Consider the following 16,952-nt stretch of genomic DNA (forward strand, 5'->3'; position numbering starts at 1 on the left):
ATGGCCCCGAGGTTGCGCCCGCGGTGTCTCACATCACGCGACCGCCGGCTGAGCGTCGTCGCTAATCAGGTCGTTACAAGAACAGTTCAAATGCCCAGAGTTATGGAAGCCACTTCTTATAACCTGATTACAGTGCATGCTAAGCGATTGATAGTGAATGGATTGGTATGAAAAGTATATTTATTTGTACACACATAAACGACGCGCATGCAATGCTTGTTCAGGTTGCACTTGAAGCCGCTGGACATCGTGTGGTTCGCTGGATTGGCGCTGATTGCCCAACTCGCCAGACACAGAGTTTAAGGATAATACCTTCTCCAAGCATTGTATTCAAAACAGACAAAGGCGAATATTCAAGCAATGAATTTGACGTAATCTGGTGGCGTAGGCTTACGCCGGCATTTCTTCCACGTAACGTACATCCAGGTGATGCCGAAGCCGCCAATCGCGAATGGGAAATAATGTATGAGTCGCTGTCCAACGTATTCAAGAAGGAAGCAATGTGGGTTAACTCATTTGAGGGTCGAAGGCTAGGAAACGACAAGATTCGCCAGTTAGCCTGCGCTCGAGATGTAGGCCTCAAGGTTCCAGACACCCTTGTTTCAAATAATATTGATGACATACGATCATTTGTAGCTAATCAAAGCTCTAACGTGGTTCATAAAATGTTTGCCCCTACCTCATGGGCGAACGAGGAACGTTACGCGAGAGCCAGAACTACCATAGTAACGTCGGATCACTTATTGCACGAGGCGTCGCTCAAGCTTTGCCCAGGTATTTTCCAAGCACGTGTCTCAAAGAAAGTTGAAATACGCGCCACTTTTATGGGAAACAAATGCAATGCTGTAGAGATTGAGCCAAGAGACGAGGAGGGAGGCGTCTGTGACTGGCGTTCAATACCGGCGGAGCACTGGCGCATGCAACCCACTACTTTGCCAGATGATATTCACAGAAAGTGTCTCCAAATCATGGATCGCTTGAAAATTGTCTTCGGTTGTTTTGACTTGATATTAACAACTGAAGGTGAATATGTCTTTCTCGAGGTAAATCAAATGGGTCAGTTTTTGTGGGTAGAAGAGAGCTGCCATGAAATGAAGTTGCTCAGCGATTTTTGCAATTTTATTATTGCTGGCACCACACAAAATGGACATTCATCTAATATAAAAACGTCGATGGCCGATGTTTCGTTATCCGAGAGATATGCAGAACTAAAAGCATTAGAGAGTGATGCTCACGTAAACATTAAGCCCTATCTTTTAGATAACGCATACTAAGAGATTAAGGGATTAACCTGTAGTCCTGTCGCGACCGCACAACGAATAACTGCAACGTATGTTTTGACAGATTGTTGATCTGACCGTACTGAGTTTGCGGTAAGGGCAAGACATGGAAGGATTGCCCAGAATCAAGCTAACGAAAGTGAGCTTGATTAAGTGAGAAAAGTGCTCGACATGTGTCGAACGCACCCATGTTCAAGTGGCGTATATGGAGCGCTCTTGGACCCATAACATAACTGGAGGATTTATGAACAACAAAGCAAAGGAAACTGTCGTAACTGCTGAAGGCCAGTCATCGATTCGGATCTTTGGCCGGATTGTGGCCGAAGATATGAGCCAGGCTGAGCTCGGGCTCGTGTCCGGCGGAAATACTCCTGTCAAGGGACCTACCGGCACTGTAAATACCGATACGAAGCTTGAGTGCGATTGGTGAGGTAGCACACTAGAAAAGTATCTAAGCAATATGCGACAGATCTGATAGTGCACCCCTCGTTCATCGGCCAATAATGCTGACGAGGGGTGCGCTAACTAGCGTTGAAACAGGTAGGGTTTAAGAATATCCACCAATGTTGCAGCTCCGGGGGGGGGGGGGGGGGGGGGGCTGCGTTTTTTCTCAAATATAAGGTTAGCCTTGGAGTCAAACTAAATGAAGCGATTGAAGCCAAAGATTATTCTACTTACATTGGCGCTTGGTTTTACAGCTGCCGGACTTGTAAATGGGGAGGGTGTAGTCACACCTCATTCCAACGTGGATCTTGCTAAATTGGAAGCTGCCGATCAGGCGGATCGAACTTTAGGGGCCAACAAAATTAATTGGGATGTAGTGGATAAGCATGATGCGGAACGACGCATTCAGGTCTTAAAATTCTTGTCAACTGGGGAAATTCGTACCTCGGAGGACTTTCTTGATGCGTCCATCATTTTCCAGCACGGAGATTCTGTGAAGGATGCACAACTAGCTTTTTCCTTTGCGACAACAGCAGTGGCCTTAGATCCTTCAGCTCAAGATGCCAAGTCCATTATGGCTCAGGCTTGGGATCGCATTATGCGAAGAAGTGGAAAGCCTCAATGGTACGGTACGCAATACGTGCGATCCAAGGCCACAGGAAAATGGACTCTTTATCAAACAGATCCGAGTGCCATTACTGATGATGTGAGACAGAAAATGGGTTTGCCTACCTTGGCTGAGGCAAAAGCCAATGCAGATAAATTCAATAAATGAGCGGCGTAAGCATCCGCCAGCCCCTGTGTCGACTCCCCGTAATCTTGATCCAGGCATAACCAGAGGTCTCCGGGCAAATTAGCCCCAAGGAGACCGAAGATGCGCAAGAGCAAGTTCACCGAGAGTCAGATCGTCGCGACCCTGAAGCAGGTCGAAGGCGATCGGCAGGTCAAGGATGTGTGCCGCGAGCTGGGCATTTCTGACGTCACGTACTACGTCTGGAAGTCCAAGTACGGCGGCATGGAAGCGTCCGACGTGCAGCGCCTGCGCGACGTTGAGGCGGATCACGCCAAGCTCAAGCGGATGTATGCCGAGTTGGCGATGGAGAACCACGCGTAGAATACCCGGCTGAAGCGGATGTACGCCGAGCTGGCGCTGGACAACGCAGCGATGAAGGACCTGATCGCAAAAAAACTGTAGGGCCGGCGAGCAAGCGCGAGGCGGTGCGGTACCTGGTCGAGGTGCACGCGCGGCCGCTACGCCGGTCCTGCGAGTGCGTCGGACTGTCACGTGCCGCGTACTACCGCCCGCCGCTGGATTAGACGGTGCGCGATGCCGAGCTCATCGCTGCGTTGGCCCGCTTGGTCGAGGATCGGCCGAGCCGTGGCTTCTGGAAGTGCTATGCCCAGCTGCGCAAGGCGCGGCCGGACTGGAACCCCAAACGGATCTACCGGGTGTACAAGGCCATGAAGCTCAACCTCCGGCGGGCCGCCCGGCGCCGCCTGCCCAAGCGTGAACGCGTGGCGCTGTACGTGCCGCGGCTGCCCGATACGGTGTGGTCGATCGATTTCATGAGCGACGCACTCGCCTACGGTCGCCGCTTCCGCACCTTCAACGTGGTCGACGACTTCAACCGCGAAGCGCTGCACATCGAGGTCGACACGTCGATCACTTCGGCGCGGCTGGTGCGCATCTTCGAACAAATCAGACACGACCACGGGTTGCCGCAAGTGCTGCGCTCGGACAACGGGCCGGAGTTCCTGGGCGAGGTATTTACTCAGTGGGCCAAGGCCAGTGGCGTGGCCATCCAGTACATACAGCCCGGCAAGCCCAACCAGAACGCCTACATCGAACGTTTCAACCGCACCTTCCGCGAGGAGGTGCTCGACCAGCACCTGTTTGCCCGACTGGAAGATGTGCGTGAGGCCGCCTACGGGTGGATGCTCGACTACAACGAGCAACGCCCCCACGAATCACTCGGCGATCTGACGCCTGCCGAGTACCGCCAACATGCCGCCAGTAGTTCTACTTTTGAAGTGTCTGCTTGACAGGGGAGCTTACGAAGGACCAACGCTCGCAACTTAAGCCTCCAACCTCAACAGAGACGGTGCGACGAGCGTTTCGTACTGCGAGGCCTCGCCAGAATTGCCGGTGACTAGGTGAATGCGTGATAATCCAACATTATCACGTGTTATTTTTTAATCTATCCAAGCTGAATATTCGCCGTTGTACATTACATAATTACATGGTATGTAATACGTTACGTTAAACATGGGGAGAGTGGTGATGGCACGGGCTGGCTTGTACAAGACCGAGGTCCAGAAGGCGCGCGACAGCCTGATCGCGCAAGGCAAGCACCCATCGGTGGACGCCGTCCGCGTCGCCCTTGGCAACACCGGCTCGAAAAGCACCATCCATCGCTACCTCAAGGAACTGGAAGCAGAGTCCACAACCGCGCCAACCTCGAAGGTGGTGATCAGCGATGCGCTCCGAAACTTGGTCGCGCAGCTGTCCGCGCGGCTTGCCGAGGAGGCCGACGCCCGCATCACCGACATGAAAGCCCAGTGTGAGGCCGCCACGCGCAAGTTGGCCGAGGCGCTGGCGAACCAGGAACGTGAAGGTCGAGCGTTGAGCGATCGCTTGCAGCGGACGGAGACCGCCCTGCAGGAGGAAATGCGCGCTCACGAGGAAACTCGAGGGCAACTGCACGAACGCGCCATCGCGATCAGCGCCTTGGAAGAGCGTGCCACAGGCCTGGAGGCGCGTCTGGCCGAACAGGTCGCCCATGCCCAGTCGCTGGAGAACAAGCACAGCCAAGCGCGGCAGGCGCTGGAGCATTTCCGGCAGTCGGCCAAGGAGCAGCGAGAGGCCGAAGCGCGGCGTCACGACCATCAGGTACAGACCTTGCAAGTCGAGCTTCGCCAAGCCAATGAGTTGATCATGACCAAGAATCATGAGGTCATGCAGCTCAATCGTGACAATGCACGCCTCATCGAGCTCCATGGTCAAGGCGAAAGCGCATTGCGGACCGTGCGCAGCGAGTACGAGCAGGCGGCACGGACGGCCAAGGACGTGCCGCGGCTGAAAAAGGAGGCGGAAACCCTGGCGCAGCAATGCGTCCAAGTCACCGCCGAACGCGACCAGCTTCGCGCCGACGTCGAACGCCATGTCGTTGAGCTGGCCGCCGAGCGGCAGGCGCGTTTGGCAGACATCGAAGACCAGCGGCGGCGTGAGGCGCGCCTGACAGCCATCGAGGAATTTCTCGGTCAGCTCAAATCCAAGGAGCCGGCCAAGGCATCAGCCGAGCCCGACTAAGCGATCGGCCAGCCGCCGGTTGGCCGATCGCTTAGGTTGCGGCTACATCATGAAGCGACCACGGTCACCAAAGCCCTTGGGAGTGATCACGGCATCCGCCACGGGCTTAAGCAGGTGCTGACGGCACTCCAACATAGGCCGGTTCCCTGTCTGTAGCCAGACGCCTAGGTTCCTTTCCAACCACCCGGACGCGAACGCACTGCCATCACGAAAGCCGCTTCCCGTGTCGGTCATGCGTACGTCCTTCTTCGGGTAGAGCAAGACGCTGACCCGCAGCTCGCCAAAACCCGCGTCGCTAAGGCAACCCAGTGCCGGGATATCACCCAGAAAGTCGAAGTCGAACTGGCCTGCGGGATCGGCGCGATCGCGCCACCAATTATCCTCAGGGCCGTAGCCGACCAGTCGTTGGGCCAGCGCCACGTTGATGCCTGCGATCATCATGTTGCGCCACGCTCTGACCCGCGTGCCCTTGTACGTGGGAATGGGATAACCGCGTCGGGCGAGCATGTCCGGAAAGCCCGGCCAGCGCGCGGCCGCGTGGGTGTGCCCGAGCTCCGCCAGCCGCCGCTTGCATGCCGCGGTATCGGGCAAAATGACCTCCGCGACAGGGCTCGCCGCAAGCCGCGCGCGCAACGCGGCGTATGTCCTGCAGCCCAAGCCGGCCGCCAGTGCCTCGCTGAGATGAGAAGAAGGTACGGTAGCTAGGCTGCTGCCTGGCCGAGCCAGCAGGCCCTTGAGATGACGAACGGAAGCGGACGTAACAAAGAATGGACGCATGGCTACTTGCTCCAGATCGATGTCTGCCGATTACGCATCGACCGAAGGAAGTAGATCCGGTCCATGAAGAGCGAAAAGCGCGTCGTTTAACCCGGCAGCAGGTTCAGCGTGACGTGGCTGCCGCATCAGCATATAACCAGCTACCAGAGGCCTCAAGGGTCCAGCGTGATGAGATCGAGGAGGGTAGATGGAGCGCGATGAGGTCCGGCCCGGGATGCGGGTTCAAATCGTGAACAAGACCAAATACGGCACGGACCGGTGGCTGGCGCCGGCCGAAGTGCTCAGCGTGGTCCATCCCGATAGCGGCGCAGCCAACATCCGCATCATGTTTCTTGACGGCGCGGCCGACGTCTACCACAGCGTCGATCCCGCCGACCTGGACTACGAATGAGGAGAGAACCTATGCCTCCCATGCATTTGCCCTTGGGGCAGTGGGATCCCGCACTGCTGCGGGCTGCGGATATCGAGACTTCGGTGTGTATCCAGGTCGCCCGTCGCCGGCGGTAACGCGACTTCGTGGCCAAGGAATTGGCCGCCACCGATACTGCCAAGCGCACGGGCCGCTATACCGTCGCCGCGCACGTCCTCGCCCGGCTCGAAGGCACCCTGGGCTGAGCCATAGAGCGGATCAAGGGGCGGGTTGAGAAGAAATCAAGCTGCGAAGAGGGGTTACGAGCGTAATTGCCGGTTTTTGGATGAATCCCTGCCGACCCTCGATAAGGGCAATGGCGACATTTCGCATAATGTATATTATGTCAAAAGTCGGAAGTTCCAAGAGTGTTGCGTTTTTAGGGTAGCCATCCAGGTCGTAGCAGACGTAAGCGAGTTGAAGATTAACGCTGGGAGAGGATTCAAGAAGCTGACTTCTTACGGCCGGATGCCGATGACTTCTTCGCGCGCTTCTTGACCACCTTTTTTGCTGCCGGCGACGCAGCCGCTTTAGCTACTACGGGCTTAGGCAAGGTCGCGCCTGCGGTCGGCAGTGGCGCATGCATCGCATATCGCCGCAGACGTACGTTCTTTGCCGAAGCTACGGCATCCAGATCGACCATCTGATCGGACTTATCCTTTCGCGCATCGAAGATGCAGGCGTAAACGGCTTCGGTATCGATCTGCCGATACGAATCGGCTTGCGTAATGCCCGAGGTCATCCAGTCACGGTGCTTCTTAGGGCCTTCGGCCTGGATCAGTACCTTGAGTTCAAGCATGGTGGTCACGTATGGATGCGGTCCTTTCGTTGCCGGCCAGGTGACCTTCAGATCACATCGACCTGCCCTTCCGCGATGCTCCTCGTCGACCAATGCACGCAAGTGTCTATAGCCCGCACGCAACTCCGTCAGCAAATAGCCTTGGATCCGCTGTTCCGGACCGGGATGCAACTCATATGGGTAGGCTTTGCCCTTCCATACCGACTGCGCGATGCTGCTGCTGGGATGCTCGAGGTTGGCATGATGATAGTTCCGGATATCATCCTCGATCCGCTGGGCGGATAGCGGCGCATCGAGGAAGCGCAAATCGACATGCGCCAAGGAACTGCTCCACGTTGCGATGTCCTCACCCCTGCGGTGGACGAACATGCGCCGTTGCGCGAGGCTGATCACGACGAACGTGCGCTGCGATGACAGCTTCTTCGACGCGATTGCAAATGCCTCATCAATGGAGGCAAACCTCGGACTAATGCGGATCATTTGGTGGAAATTCTCATTGCACAGAATCACGCCTTGGGTATCCTGCGCGACGCTCCTTCTGAACACCGGATCCTGCCCTGTTCCGAGCCTTTCGAGCGATGTGCGCTCCAGCTCGGGCGACTCACAAAACACGAAGATGATCCCTTGGGTCGCGGGAATCGCGGAGTTCGACAACGCGACCTCGTTGGCTTGCATCCAGTCGTTGGCCCAGTCCAGGCACGTTTCAATGAACCGCTCCCACGGCTCACCAGATGGTGCTGGGGTTGTGTCTTTGACCGAATTCAGCTCAGCCTTGGACAGGGGGCCGGTGCTCATGCGGCTGACCGCCTTGCACGTCGCAGCAACACCGATTGATAGGCTGCCAGGATGTCCTTCCGATTCAAACGCCCTGCCCGCTCAAGGTGCGAATCAATGGCCGTCAGCCCGGTGACGGTGGGCGTGGCCTCCTCAATTACAGGCTGGTGGTCGAGGGTGTCGCTATGGCAGTGGACAACCTGCTGGTAGGTCAGATCTTCCTCCAGCACCTGGTCGAGAACCTTGGCCTGCAGCTGCGTGTCCGGCACCTTGCGGATTTGTGTAACAGATTCGTCCTCTACAATCCTAGCCGACGCAAGGCAGAGGTCGAGTATGAACTGATACAGGGCCTTCCCCGAGCCGGTCTTGCGCAGCACTCGCGCTACCTTCAGGCCTGCCAAGGTGGGCTGGAATACGCCCTCGAACTGTAGGTCGCGTGGCTTGGGATGTGCTTGAAAATCACGCAGGCTCACCAAGCCGCTCAGAACCAGCCCCCCAAGGGCGACATGCGCCCAGCGGTAGTAGGGGCCATGCTCGGTCCGGCGGGCGCGTTGACGCAACGGCGCGATGCCATAGTAGCTCGACGATGCAAACGACATGAACAGTAGCGCGTGCAGCCTATGGCGACTGACGGACGGAAGGCCGGCAGCTTCATTGGCCACAAGCACGAACAGCACCCAGCGAGTGAACTGAAGTCGCTCGTGGTCGGCAACGATTACCTGCTTGCGACTAGCCATGGACGTACGCCTCCAACTCGGCCGCCAGACTGCCCTTCGCCTCGTCCATCTCCAGCACGCCGGGTTCGGCGGCGATCTTCATGAGATTGATGAGGCGATGCTGCTCTGTCGGGGGCAGGACTCGCCGATTACCCTTGGTATCGAAGAGGCCAAGTAGTGCAGGGATCATCGTCGTTCCATTGACGTTAGAGGTCGCCAGCAGCATGCGTCCGTGCCCCTGCTTGGTCGGTGCGAATTTTCGGATCAAATCCGCCGCCCTCTTCATGAACCAGCTATCCAGACTCGCCTCCGGAGTTTCCATAACCAACATGGTTGCTCCGTCGCCGGCAAGAATATCCAGCAGCGTCATGCGGAACGCCAAGTCCAGAAATTCTTTTTGCGATTCCGAAACGCTGGTAGCACTGCCGCGTTCGCGCACCGCGGCATGCGTGCTAGAGGTCATCGCAATGCGAAACGTAGGTATGTTGACGCTCCCTGCACCGGTGGCAAGCTTGAACGGGCTGTTTCGGGTAAAACTTACCTTCACCTTTTCGTGGAGGAAAGCTTCAGCGTAGTGCGTCAACTTCTGGCCGATGGCTGCCTGGAAGTCATCCATGGCCTTTGTGGCTCGGACCACGCCTGCTTTGTACTCATCAGTCAGATCCTTTCGCCTCTCGTCGAGCGTATCCAATTCAGTTTTTTCGAGTGCCAGCTGTGCGGCCAGATCCTGCGGAAGTTCGGTTGCGACTTGAGCTTGAAGCAATTCGAGATGCCTGGCGGTCGCGCTTTTCGCTACCGTGGCCGTGCGCAGGCGGGCGATTCCCGGCTCTATTTCTTTATCCAGCGCGCCCAGGGCATCCTGGTGCTTGGCAATGGTTGCGCGCAGCGCTTCGATCTTGCGCTCCATCTTTCGGATGGTCGAAGCGGCAATTGGGATCACATTGGAGGGCTCAGCTGCGACATGTGCATCGCAGACGAAGCAATGGTTGTTTCGAAGTTTCTTGCCTATGGCGTGAAGCTCCTTCTTTCCCCGCTTCCCACAGACAAAGCAACCCAAATTCGATCCCAAGCCCTGCATGAGGAACTGTAGCTTCTCATCCAGCGTCGGTAAGGCCTGGGAAATGTATATCGCATCGGCATGGGAGAAGGCATGCAGCTCCGCGTCCAACGCAAGCTGCGCTTCGTCAAGCTGCTCTTCCAGTTGCTTACGTTTGGAAGCAATCCTTTGATTGAACGCCAGCGCGTGCTTCCATTCCTGATCGGCGTGCTCTTCAGCTTCCTTCGCCTGTAGAAGGTCTTCCGCTGTAGGCGAGTATGCTCCAGTACCTGCGCTGGTCAGTGACTTTTCCAGCTCATCCTTTCGATTATTGTATTGGAAGGTCCGATTACGGTATTCGGAATCGATGGCCTGAATATCGGCGAAGAGCTTGTTCAACTTTGCGGAGAGCCGATAGTCGACAAACAGCATCTTGAACAGTTCGAACTGTGAGCTGGATGACCAAAGTAACGGCTGGCGCTCTTCGGTGAAGAACTGCACATAACGCACGAGGATGTGGAAGTCATAGGCTGAAGCGGCCCCCGCCAGTTCCGCCAGTTGAGCGAGGAAGCCCGCATTTGTCAGGTCATCAATGCTCTTCTTGGCAATTGTGAGCCTGCGGATCTGGAGATTATTCAGCGACCGGGTGACCACCACAGTCTTACCGGCAATCTCGAACGTCAAGGTGGCCACAGCGTTATCGCCCAGCTCATCGGCGGCGCGATCGCTGAAATATGGAAACGTCCGTGCCTGCACGAGTGTACGTTTGCTGACTCTGCCCAGATCGCGAGTGGCCGTTTTCGACGGGCTACTGGCTCCCAGGAGCATCCGCATCAGCAGATTGAGGAGCGTGGTCTTGCCGATGCCGTTGATGCCGGCGATGACTGTGACGCCATCGTCGAACTCAAGGTCAATGCCCTGATTGGTTGGCCCGGGATATAGCGGAAAGTTGATCACACGCAGTCGGCGTATGACCGGCAAATGCACGGACGTTCTCATCGGTGGTTCCCCCACGGTCGATCTTCCTACGTTTCTTGAAGAATGAAAACCCAAGATGGCTCCAAGGCATAGTGTGCCGTGCCAAGCGACCGGCGACACCTGTCTTGATGTACATCGCTACGCTTTGCGGCCAGCCCCACCCCTCTTTCTGGCCGTGGGCGTGATCCTTCCGACATCTCTCGGTCGCCAAAATGTCCGCACCGGTTCCGCCGGGTGATCCGCATGAGGCATGGGACAAGGATCAAGGGCCTCTCCGCACCAGCACAGCAAGTTGTCGATGCGATGGTGTTGGCGCCAACGGCAGGGGCAATGTCGGCCGCCGCAACTGCGCCCGAATATCATCATTGCTCCAGCCGACCGCTTGGGCATGTCGCTGAAACTGCGCCCGCAGCGCTCGTGCACTGCCGAGGGTTCCGCCTCCATGACGGCCCAGCCAGCGTGCGACTCGCTGCCCCATGGCTGCGGCGGAGGGCGGCTCCGGGCCGGCACGAAATACCCAAGGCCCTGCCTCGGCGAGAAGCGGCTGCAGGGATTTGGCTAAGGGGTTTGGGATCGCGACCGTGCGACTGCGCCCTCGCTGTGTGAGCGTGATCGTGGCGCGTGGCAGATCGAGGTCAGCGGTCGCCAGGGCTGATAGCTCATTAGGCGTCGCGCCCACCCAGTAGCACATGGCCGCTGCAGCCGCGTTCAGGTCGGACACGTTGAGCAGACGCGACGCCGGCAGCGAGCGTCTGCGCGGGGAGATCGCCACTTTGGTCCTTGATCCCTCCATAGGCACGTGCCAGCCGGTCATGGCAGGCAGTACTGAAACCGATGCTAGGCCTTGCCCGACCATCCAACGCAGAAAAGCGGAAATGATTCGTCGCGACTGATTGAGTGAGCTGGCGGAGGGCCGAGGCTGGGTTTCGTGCCACGCACCGCGGGTCAACTCCCGCCAGAAGCGCTCCAGCAAGTGCGGATCCAACCCATCCCATTCGCGGCCAAGCTTGCGGAGAAATCGGTCCAGCCGATCTAGCTCGGTCAGGTAGGCGCGCACGGTATGCGTACCGCGCGGCGATGTCTTCAACCAGGCGTCTGCGAGCTCGCTTAGCGCTTGCACTTTTTGTATCATTATGAAAATAATCGCACAATCGAGGCTGGAGTACTATCCCTTCAGCTGCAGCCTAGGGAGCCATCGATGTCGACGTTAGTAGCAGAGAGCCCAGCGCAAACCGGCTATCGTCGTGTTGCATCGCGCAAGATGCTGACCCATGCCGGCGGCGCATCATTTGAGGCCTGGATCGGCGGACGACAGACGTCCACGATGTCGACCAACGCCGGCGCCGACGAGCTCCCCTTTCAGCGCTGGCATCGCTTCAAGGAAGCCTTCTCCCCTGAACTTATCGAGCAGGCTGTTCAGGCATCTCCGATACCGGTTCGGCGCCTGGCGGATCCTTTCGGAGGTTCGGGTACGAGTGCCCTCACCTGCCAGTTCCTGGGCATCCAGCCGGTGACTATCGAGGTCAATCCCTTCCTAGCCGATCTGATCGCTGCCAAGCTGGCGAGCTATCATGTCCCTGAGTTGCTCACTGCGCTGACGCGTGTGGCTCGCAAAACGACCGCGTCGCGCTCGCGAGGAGCTGCACTGATTCGGTCCCTGCCCGCCACGTTCGTGGAGCCCGGCGTCAAAGATCGCTGGCTGTTCGATCTACCAGTGGTGATCCAGATCGCGCGTTTGCGGGAAGCGATCGAGGACGAGCCCAACCCGGAAGTGGTGCGTCTGTTCCGCGTGTTGCTGGGCGGCCTCATGGTTGGCTTCAGCAATGCGGTGGTAAGCGGCAAGGGGCGCCGCTATCGCGTTAACTGGGAGGAGCGCCGCGTCGATCCGGCTTGCGTGCTGCCCACCTTCACTGACGCCGTCGCCGCTGCGATCGTGGAGATCGGGGCTTGTGCCTCCCGCCCTGTGCGGGTAAACCAGGTGCTGCACGGGGACAGTCGAAAGCTGCTCAAAACGATCGGCAATTTCGACCAGCTGACGTGCTCCCCGCCTTATCCAAATTCGTTCGATTACACCGACGTCTACAATGTCGAGTTGTGGATGCTGGGCTACCTGACATCCTCCGACGAAAACCGTGACCTGCGTCGGGCGACTTTGAGCTCCCATGTGCAGGTGTCGCGCGAGTTCGCGTCACCGCCTCGGTGTCCGCGGCTGGATAGGACAATGCGGGAGCTGCGTCGGGCCAGGGACTCCCTGTGGGACCCACGTATCCCGGCCATGGTAGGTGCCTATTTCGCCGACCTGCAGGGACTGATGCGTACCTGTGCGCTATCGCTACCATCCAAGGGACAGGCTTGGTTTGTCGTGGGCGACAGTCAGTACGCCGGCATCCACGTGCAAGTTGCCAGGATCCTGGCCGATCTCGCGCCGTCGGTGGGGCTCAAGGTCGAGCGCATGACACCCTTCCGTTCGATGCGCGTGTCGCCGCAACAGAGCGGCCGCCACATGCTCAGCGAGGATCTGGTGGTGTTCAGCCGCCCGTGAGTAGAGCGGCCACCTTGCATTCACGGTAGTGCTCAGATGAGCGGTACAAGAACCAGAAGCGCAACGCGATGCCGAGATCATTCGCCTTGCTCTTGATGGGGGCAAAAACGGCGTTGGCGCCGGCGTTGGTTCTGCGCATGTCGAAACAGCACAACATCCGCTCCCGGAAGTTGCGATCGGCGCCATAGGTGTAGGCCTGGTTCACGCCATCGTCGATGTGGCGTGCGATGTCGTTGGCCGAATATGTGGCGCCGGTTGAGCCTTTTTCGCGAAGGACCTTCAGCTCCAACACAGCGAAGTTAGTGACCGCACCCGGCGCGACGCCGAAATCGCCGACGATTTCAATATCGGTGCGCCCGTCCGGCCCCGGCTGCTCGGCCACGATGCGGCAAGTCGGGAAGCGACCGTGCAGACCGAGCTTGATGTTGCGTTGGACCTGTGCCTCAGCGGTATCGGATGCCCAGCCCTTGCTCGCTTGCTTCCACAGACTGTCGTGCGCGGGGACCCGGTCCGGGGTGATCAGATCGCCGCGGTACACGCCCTCGATAGCGTGCGTGATCAGCTCGATGGTCGGTTCCTCGACAGCAACAGGAATGACCACGACGTTGGTCTCATCGCTAATTCCATTCGGGTACCAGCTCAGCTTCGAATGGCTGCCAGGCTTGGGTGCATAGACCACAGTCGGCAGCGTGTCCACGTTTGCTTGTTCCAGGGCGTCGAACAACGCCCCCTCGTCGCCGTCGTAATCTAGTGACCGCCCGGCCGCAGCGACATTGAGGAAATGCAGCTGCCCGGTCAGACAGTAGTTGCCATTGTTGAGCAACGGGCACCGCCGCGTGCCGGACGGAGGCGACTCAAAGAACGTCGGAGGTACGAGGATCATGGCCGCCGCTCGATCGAATTCGCAGTCGGGTTCGCGTTCGCGGGCCAGCGTCAGTCGGCGAACGGCGACCAGGAAGCGCACTGCCTCGGGCAAGTCCGTGTCACTTCCCTGTCCCGAGAGCCAAGCCGAGGTGAGCTGATCGAGCTCGGTCGTCCACGCACCGGCATCGGTCAAAGGCTTATCCGACATGCGACACCCGCGCACTAAGATGATCCAGATAAAGATAGAGCCGCTCAGCGGGTTCTAACCGCCGTCCAGGCGCGAAAGCCAAGGCAGCATTACGGGAGAAGTTTTTGGATGGGCTAGCGTATTCGCCGAAGTCGATGACATTGCCGATATCGACGGATCGATCGGCATACCGGGCATCTTGGAGTGCCGCGCGGCCAAGCTGCTCGTCGCTGAGCCCACTGTACGCGGAGGCGAGTTCGCGCAAGAACAAGGCTTCTTCGGGGAACACCTCGGCGTGTCGCTCCAGGGCGTTCTGCACTCCGGAACGACGAAGGCGATACGAGGCCACAATGCGATAGCGCTTGTCTTCCTCGATATAGCGATATCTCACGTTGAGAGCGTCCACCAGCGCCCGCCCCACCAAGTGATCGATGGCAAGCTGCAATTCCGGATAGTAAGGACCGGACGACCGCTTGAGCAGTTTGGCGTCGAATGGCGCCAAGTCGAATACCGGCGAGAGTACGTTTGCAAGGTACGCCAACTCGTGCAGGGCGCGAACTTCCGTGGGCACTAGACCCACCCGCGCCAATGCGTCTAACAGCACGAGCACACGCACGGCTTGCTGTCGCGAGACGAACTCATTTTCCATTGCGCGCGTCCATGTCATCACGCAGCTTGTCCCAAAGCGCCTCATACTGATCGTGCCACTCCACCATGGCACGGGTCGGAACGCCGGCGTGAAACAAGTCGACAACAGGGGCCATGAGATCGGTCCGCGGGGCGATCTCATGCAGGAGTTTGGGTACCAACTGGCCGGCGCCAAGGTTGGACGTCACCACCAAGCGGTTGGCCATGTCATTATCGCTTTGTGCAAACCGCCCCAGCACCATCGCGGCGCGATCTACGAATACCGCGTCCAGCGAGGACTCGGGAGCATCGATCACCAAAGATGCGGCGCTCTCGGGGGACGCCACGTAGACCAGCGCCATGCGGAAGGCCAGATCTATAAACTCCCGCTGGCTCTCGGACACCTCGGCTGGATCGTCACGGCGCTTGAGGCCGCCAAAATCGCTGCCCGTCAGATCCACGGCGAAGGCCGGATACTCGACGGCCTCCGCACCGTCGGCGCCGGCCTGACCCACCTGCATGCGGGTAGGCGACCACGTCAGCTGGCTTTGCTCGAAGAGGAACCCATGGGCCGCTTCACCGAACTTGGTCTTGATGTCTTCCGCGAACTGGGCGATCCGCGCGCGGTGCGCGCCAAGAAATTCGGCAAAGGCAGTGCGCTCAACCTTCAGTTCCGCGCGCAAGTCGGTGATCATCTCGGCCACCGTGTCGAGCTTTTTCTGCTGATCGGTTACGCGGCGCTGGTCCGGCGGAAGCTGCAGCATGAGCTCACGCACCTTCTCGTCGGTTTCGTCGAGATCGCGAACACAGGCCGCCAACTCCTCATTGGTGATGATGTGCTCCTTGTTGGCCTCATCGCGCGCCCGCGCCTGCTCAACAGCCTGGACCGAAAACGATTCGAAACTCACTTTCAAGGCATGCAGACGCTCGTCGGTAATCTCCGTGACGTCTTCCGGCGGGGGTAGCGAGGAGTCGCACACGACGCACCGGCGATGCTCCAGCGCCTCCTCCAGGGCCAGGCGCTTGGTGCTGACCTCGCCCGTACCGCACACCAGGCAGGTTTCATCAGACATTAGCCTGGCCAGGATGAATCGAATCGATTCGTCCGCGAGGGGCAAGTAGGCGTCGATCGCCAGCAGCCGGGCGCGTTCGAGCTCGCGCAGCGCCTTATCCTGGTCGGCCTGCGCACGCAGAGCATCCAGACGGGCACGATGCCGCGCCGTTTCAGTGATCTCCAAGCGCTGCACTAGCCGAGTGTGTTGCTCGTGGAGCTGCTCGAGCCGGGTCTCGGCAGCTGCCAGCGCGGAGCGAACGCCAGGGGCGTCCGTAAACTTCTTGTTGGTCCTGGCGCGCTCCTTCTCCTCACGTCGAAGCGCCGCCTGCAGGTTTCGCATCCGCGAATCTAGCCCCAGGATGCTGCGCTCACGCTTGGTCCATTCCTGGGCTTCGGTCGGGCTCAACAAAAGAGCGCGCAACAATTGCCGCTGCGCTCCAGGATCCCAGACTAGGGCCCGCCGATCCTCGAAAAAAAATACAAGCGTGCGTAGCACGAGCACCCAATCGCCGAACGATCCAAGATTCGCCGCTTGATTGATTGCGTCGCGATAGGCATCTTCCTCCGCCTCCACGGTCTCGCCGTCGATGATCAGCGTCATGAGCGCTAGATCGGTCAGTCGGCGCTCGACGACGAATTGACGGCTGCCGAGCTGAAAATACAGTCGCGCCAGCGCATCACGTGCTCCATCGTTGACGCGGTGTGCAAACTGCCTTCGCGACCAGGTGTCGAGATTTTGTACTTTCAGATCCGCCGATCCGATCCGGCCATCGGGTAGGTCGATATCGGCCGTGCCCGTCAGCATTCGGAACAGCAAGGTGACCAAGGTCGTCTTGCCTAACCCATTGGCCCCGAGGATCAACGTCAGCCCGTCGCGAAACTTGACGTCGAATCTGCCTTGTCGGTCGACGCCGGGATACAGGCCGTAGCGCTCGGTCGTCAGCAGCTGCAGCAGGGGGAAGTACGCCATGTCGTTTCCTTGCATCCGGCGCTGTGACGGACGGGCGGCGACTTCGGCTCAAAGCCCTGTTCACTCACCCAATGCATCCCTACTAGCGCGCAATTGTCCAAAATCTGCAGCAGATTCTTCTGCTCCAAGCGAACTGTATCACCAGAAAGTGAATCTGCTCACCGCCCGCTGCCCCTAGGGAGGGA

The 16,952-nt window shown here is 58.5% G+C and carries 14 protein-coding genes and 1 pseudogene; 7 read left to right on the plus strand and 8 right to left on the minus strand.

Annotated elements, in window-relative coordinates; translation table 11 throughout:
• The first annotated feature begins 167 nt into the window (after positions 1-167).
• The 5 genes and pseudogenes from ACZ5Z2_RS08500 to ACZ5Z2_RS08520 all read left to right on the plus strand — a co-directional run bounded on the left by ACZ5Z2_RS08500 (position 168) and on the right by ACZ5Z2_RS08520 (position 5,034).
• Positions 168-1,274, plus strand: coding sequence for an ATP-grasp domain-containing protein (locus tag ACZ5Z2_RS08500; RefSeq protein ID WP_464761518.1), 1,107 nt, complete (start codon positions 168-170; stop codon positions 1,272-1,274).
• Positions 1,275-1,524: 250 nt separating this feature from the next.
• Positions 1,525-1,710, plus strand: coding sequence for a hypothetical protein (locus tag ACZ5Z2_RS08505; protein ID WP_464761519.1), 186 nt, complete (start codon positions 1,525-1,527; stop codon positions 1,708-1,710).
• Between the two features lie 213 nt (positions 1,711-1,923).
• Positions 1,924-2,499, plus strand: a complete 576-nt coding sequence (locus tag ACZ5Z2_RS08510; protein ID WP_464761520.1) for a hypothetical protein — start codon at positions 1,924-1,926, stop codon at positions 2,497-2,499.
• Between the two features lie 99 nt (positions 2,500-2,598).
• Positions 2,599-3,767: pseudogene (locus ACZ5Z2_RS08515) on the plus strand (IS3 family transposase).
• Between the two features lie 253 nt (positions 3,768-4,020).
• A complete protein-coding gene (locus ACZ5Z2_RS08520; protein ID WP_464761521.1) occupies positions 4,021-5,034 on the plus strand; it encodes a DNA-binding protein in 1,014 nt (337 codons plus the stop codon).
• A gap of 42 nt (positions 5,035-5,076) precedes the next feature.
• Here ACZ5Z2_RS08520 and ACZ5Z2_RS08525 read toward each other — a convergent pair whose 3' ends face one another.
• On the minus strand, positions 5,077-5,811 hold the full coding sequence (locus ACZ5Z2_RS08525) for a hypothetical protein (RefSeq protein WP_464761522.1): 735 nt from the start codon (positions 5,809-5,811) through the stop codon (positions 5,077-5,079).
• A 229-nt stretch (positions 5,812-6,040) separates the two neighbouring features.
• Between ACZ5Z2_RS08525 and ACZ5Z2_RS08530 the strand changes: the two genes are divergently transcribed.
• Entirely contained in the window at positions 6,041-6,202 is a 162-nt protein-coding gene (locus tag ACZ5Z2_RS08530; RefSeq protein WP_464761523.1) for a hypothetical protein, read from the plus strand.
• Positions 6,203-6,662: 460 nt separating this feature from the next.
• Here ACZ5Z2_RS08530 and ACZ5Z2_RS08535 read toward each other — a convergent pair whose 3' ends face one another.
• From ACZ5Z2_RS08535 to ACZ5Z2_RS08550, 4 genes are all read right to left on the minus strand, one after another.
• Positions 6,663-7,814, minus strand: coding sequence for a hypothetical protein (locus ACZ5Z2_RS08535; protein ID WP_464761524.1), 1,152 nt, complete (start codon positions 7,812-7,814; stop codon positions 6,663-6,665).
• A complete protein-coding gene (locus ACZ5Z2_RS08540) occupies positions 7,811-8,530 on the minus strand; it encodes a hypothetical protein (RefSeq protein ID WP_464761525.1) in 720 nt (239 codons plus the stop codon). The genes ACZ5Z2_RS08535 and ACZ5Z2_RS08540 overlap by 4 nt, the downstream gene beginning before the upstream one ends.
• The gene (locus tag ACZ5Z2_RS08545; RefSeq protein ID WP_464761526.1) at positions 8,523-10,544 is read right to left on the minus strand and encodes an AAA family ATPase; all 2,022 of its coding nucleotides are present in this window, start codon (positions 10,542-10,544) and stop codon (positions 8,523-8,525) included. The genes ACZ5Z2_RS08540 and ACZ5Z2_RS08545 overlap by 8 nt, the downstream gene beginning before the upstream one ends.
• 241 nt (positions 10,545-10,785) lie before the next feature.
• On the minus strand, positions 10,786-11,655 hold the full coding sequence (locus tag ACZ5Z2_RS08550; RefSeq protein ID WP_464761527.1) for a tyrosine-type recombinase/integrase: 870 nt from the start codon (positions 11,653-11,655) through the stop codon (positions 10,786-10,788).
• Between the two features lie 66 nt (positions 11,656-11,721).
• Between ACZ5Z2_RS08550 and ACZ5Z2_RS08555 the strand changes: the two genes are divergently transcribed.
• Entirely contained in the window at positions 11,722-13,065 is a 1,344-nt protein-coding gene (locus ACZ5Z2_RS08555; RefSeq protein WP_464761528.1) for a hypothetical protein, read from the plus strand.
• On the opposite strand, the gene ACZ5Z2_RS08560 is transcribed toward ACZ5Z2_RS08555, so the two are convergent.
• From ACZ5Z2_RS08560 to ACZ5Z2_RS08570, 3 genes are read right to left on the minus strand one after another with little or no spacing between them, the layout of a single operon-like run.
• Positions 13,052-14,137 (minus strand): hypothetical protein, encoded by a 1,086-nt coding sequence (locus tag ACZ5Z2_RS08560; protein ID WP_464761529.1) that lies wholly within the window; start codon positions 14,135-14,137, stop codon positions 13,052-13,054. The two genes, ACZ5Z2_RS08555 and ACZ5Z2_RS08560, sit on opposite strands and share 14 nt — an antisense overlap.
• The gene (locus ACZ5Z2_RS08565) at positions 14,127-14,765 is read right to left on the minus strand and encodes a hypothetical protein (RefSeq protein ID WP_464761530.1); all 639 of its coding nucleotides are present in this window, start codon (positions 14,763-14,765) and stop codon (positions 14,127-14,129) included. Before ACZ5Z2_RS08565 ends, ACZ5Z2_RS08560 begins: the two co-directional genes overlap by 11 nt.
• Positions 14,755-16,767 carry an AAA family ATPase gene (locus ACZ5Z2_RS08570; RefSeq protein ID WP_464761531.1) on the minus strand — a complete coding sequence of 671 codons (2,013 nt, stop codon included), beginning with the start codon at positions 16,765-16,767 and terminating at the stop codon, positions 14,755-14,757. Before ACZ5Z2_RS08570 ends, ACZ5Z2_RS08565 begins: the two co-directional genes overlap by 11 nt.
• Positions 16,768-16,952 lie beyond the last annotated feature (185 nt).

This window comes from Rhodanobacter sp. G1, assembly GCF_055397855.1.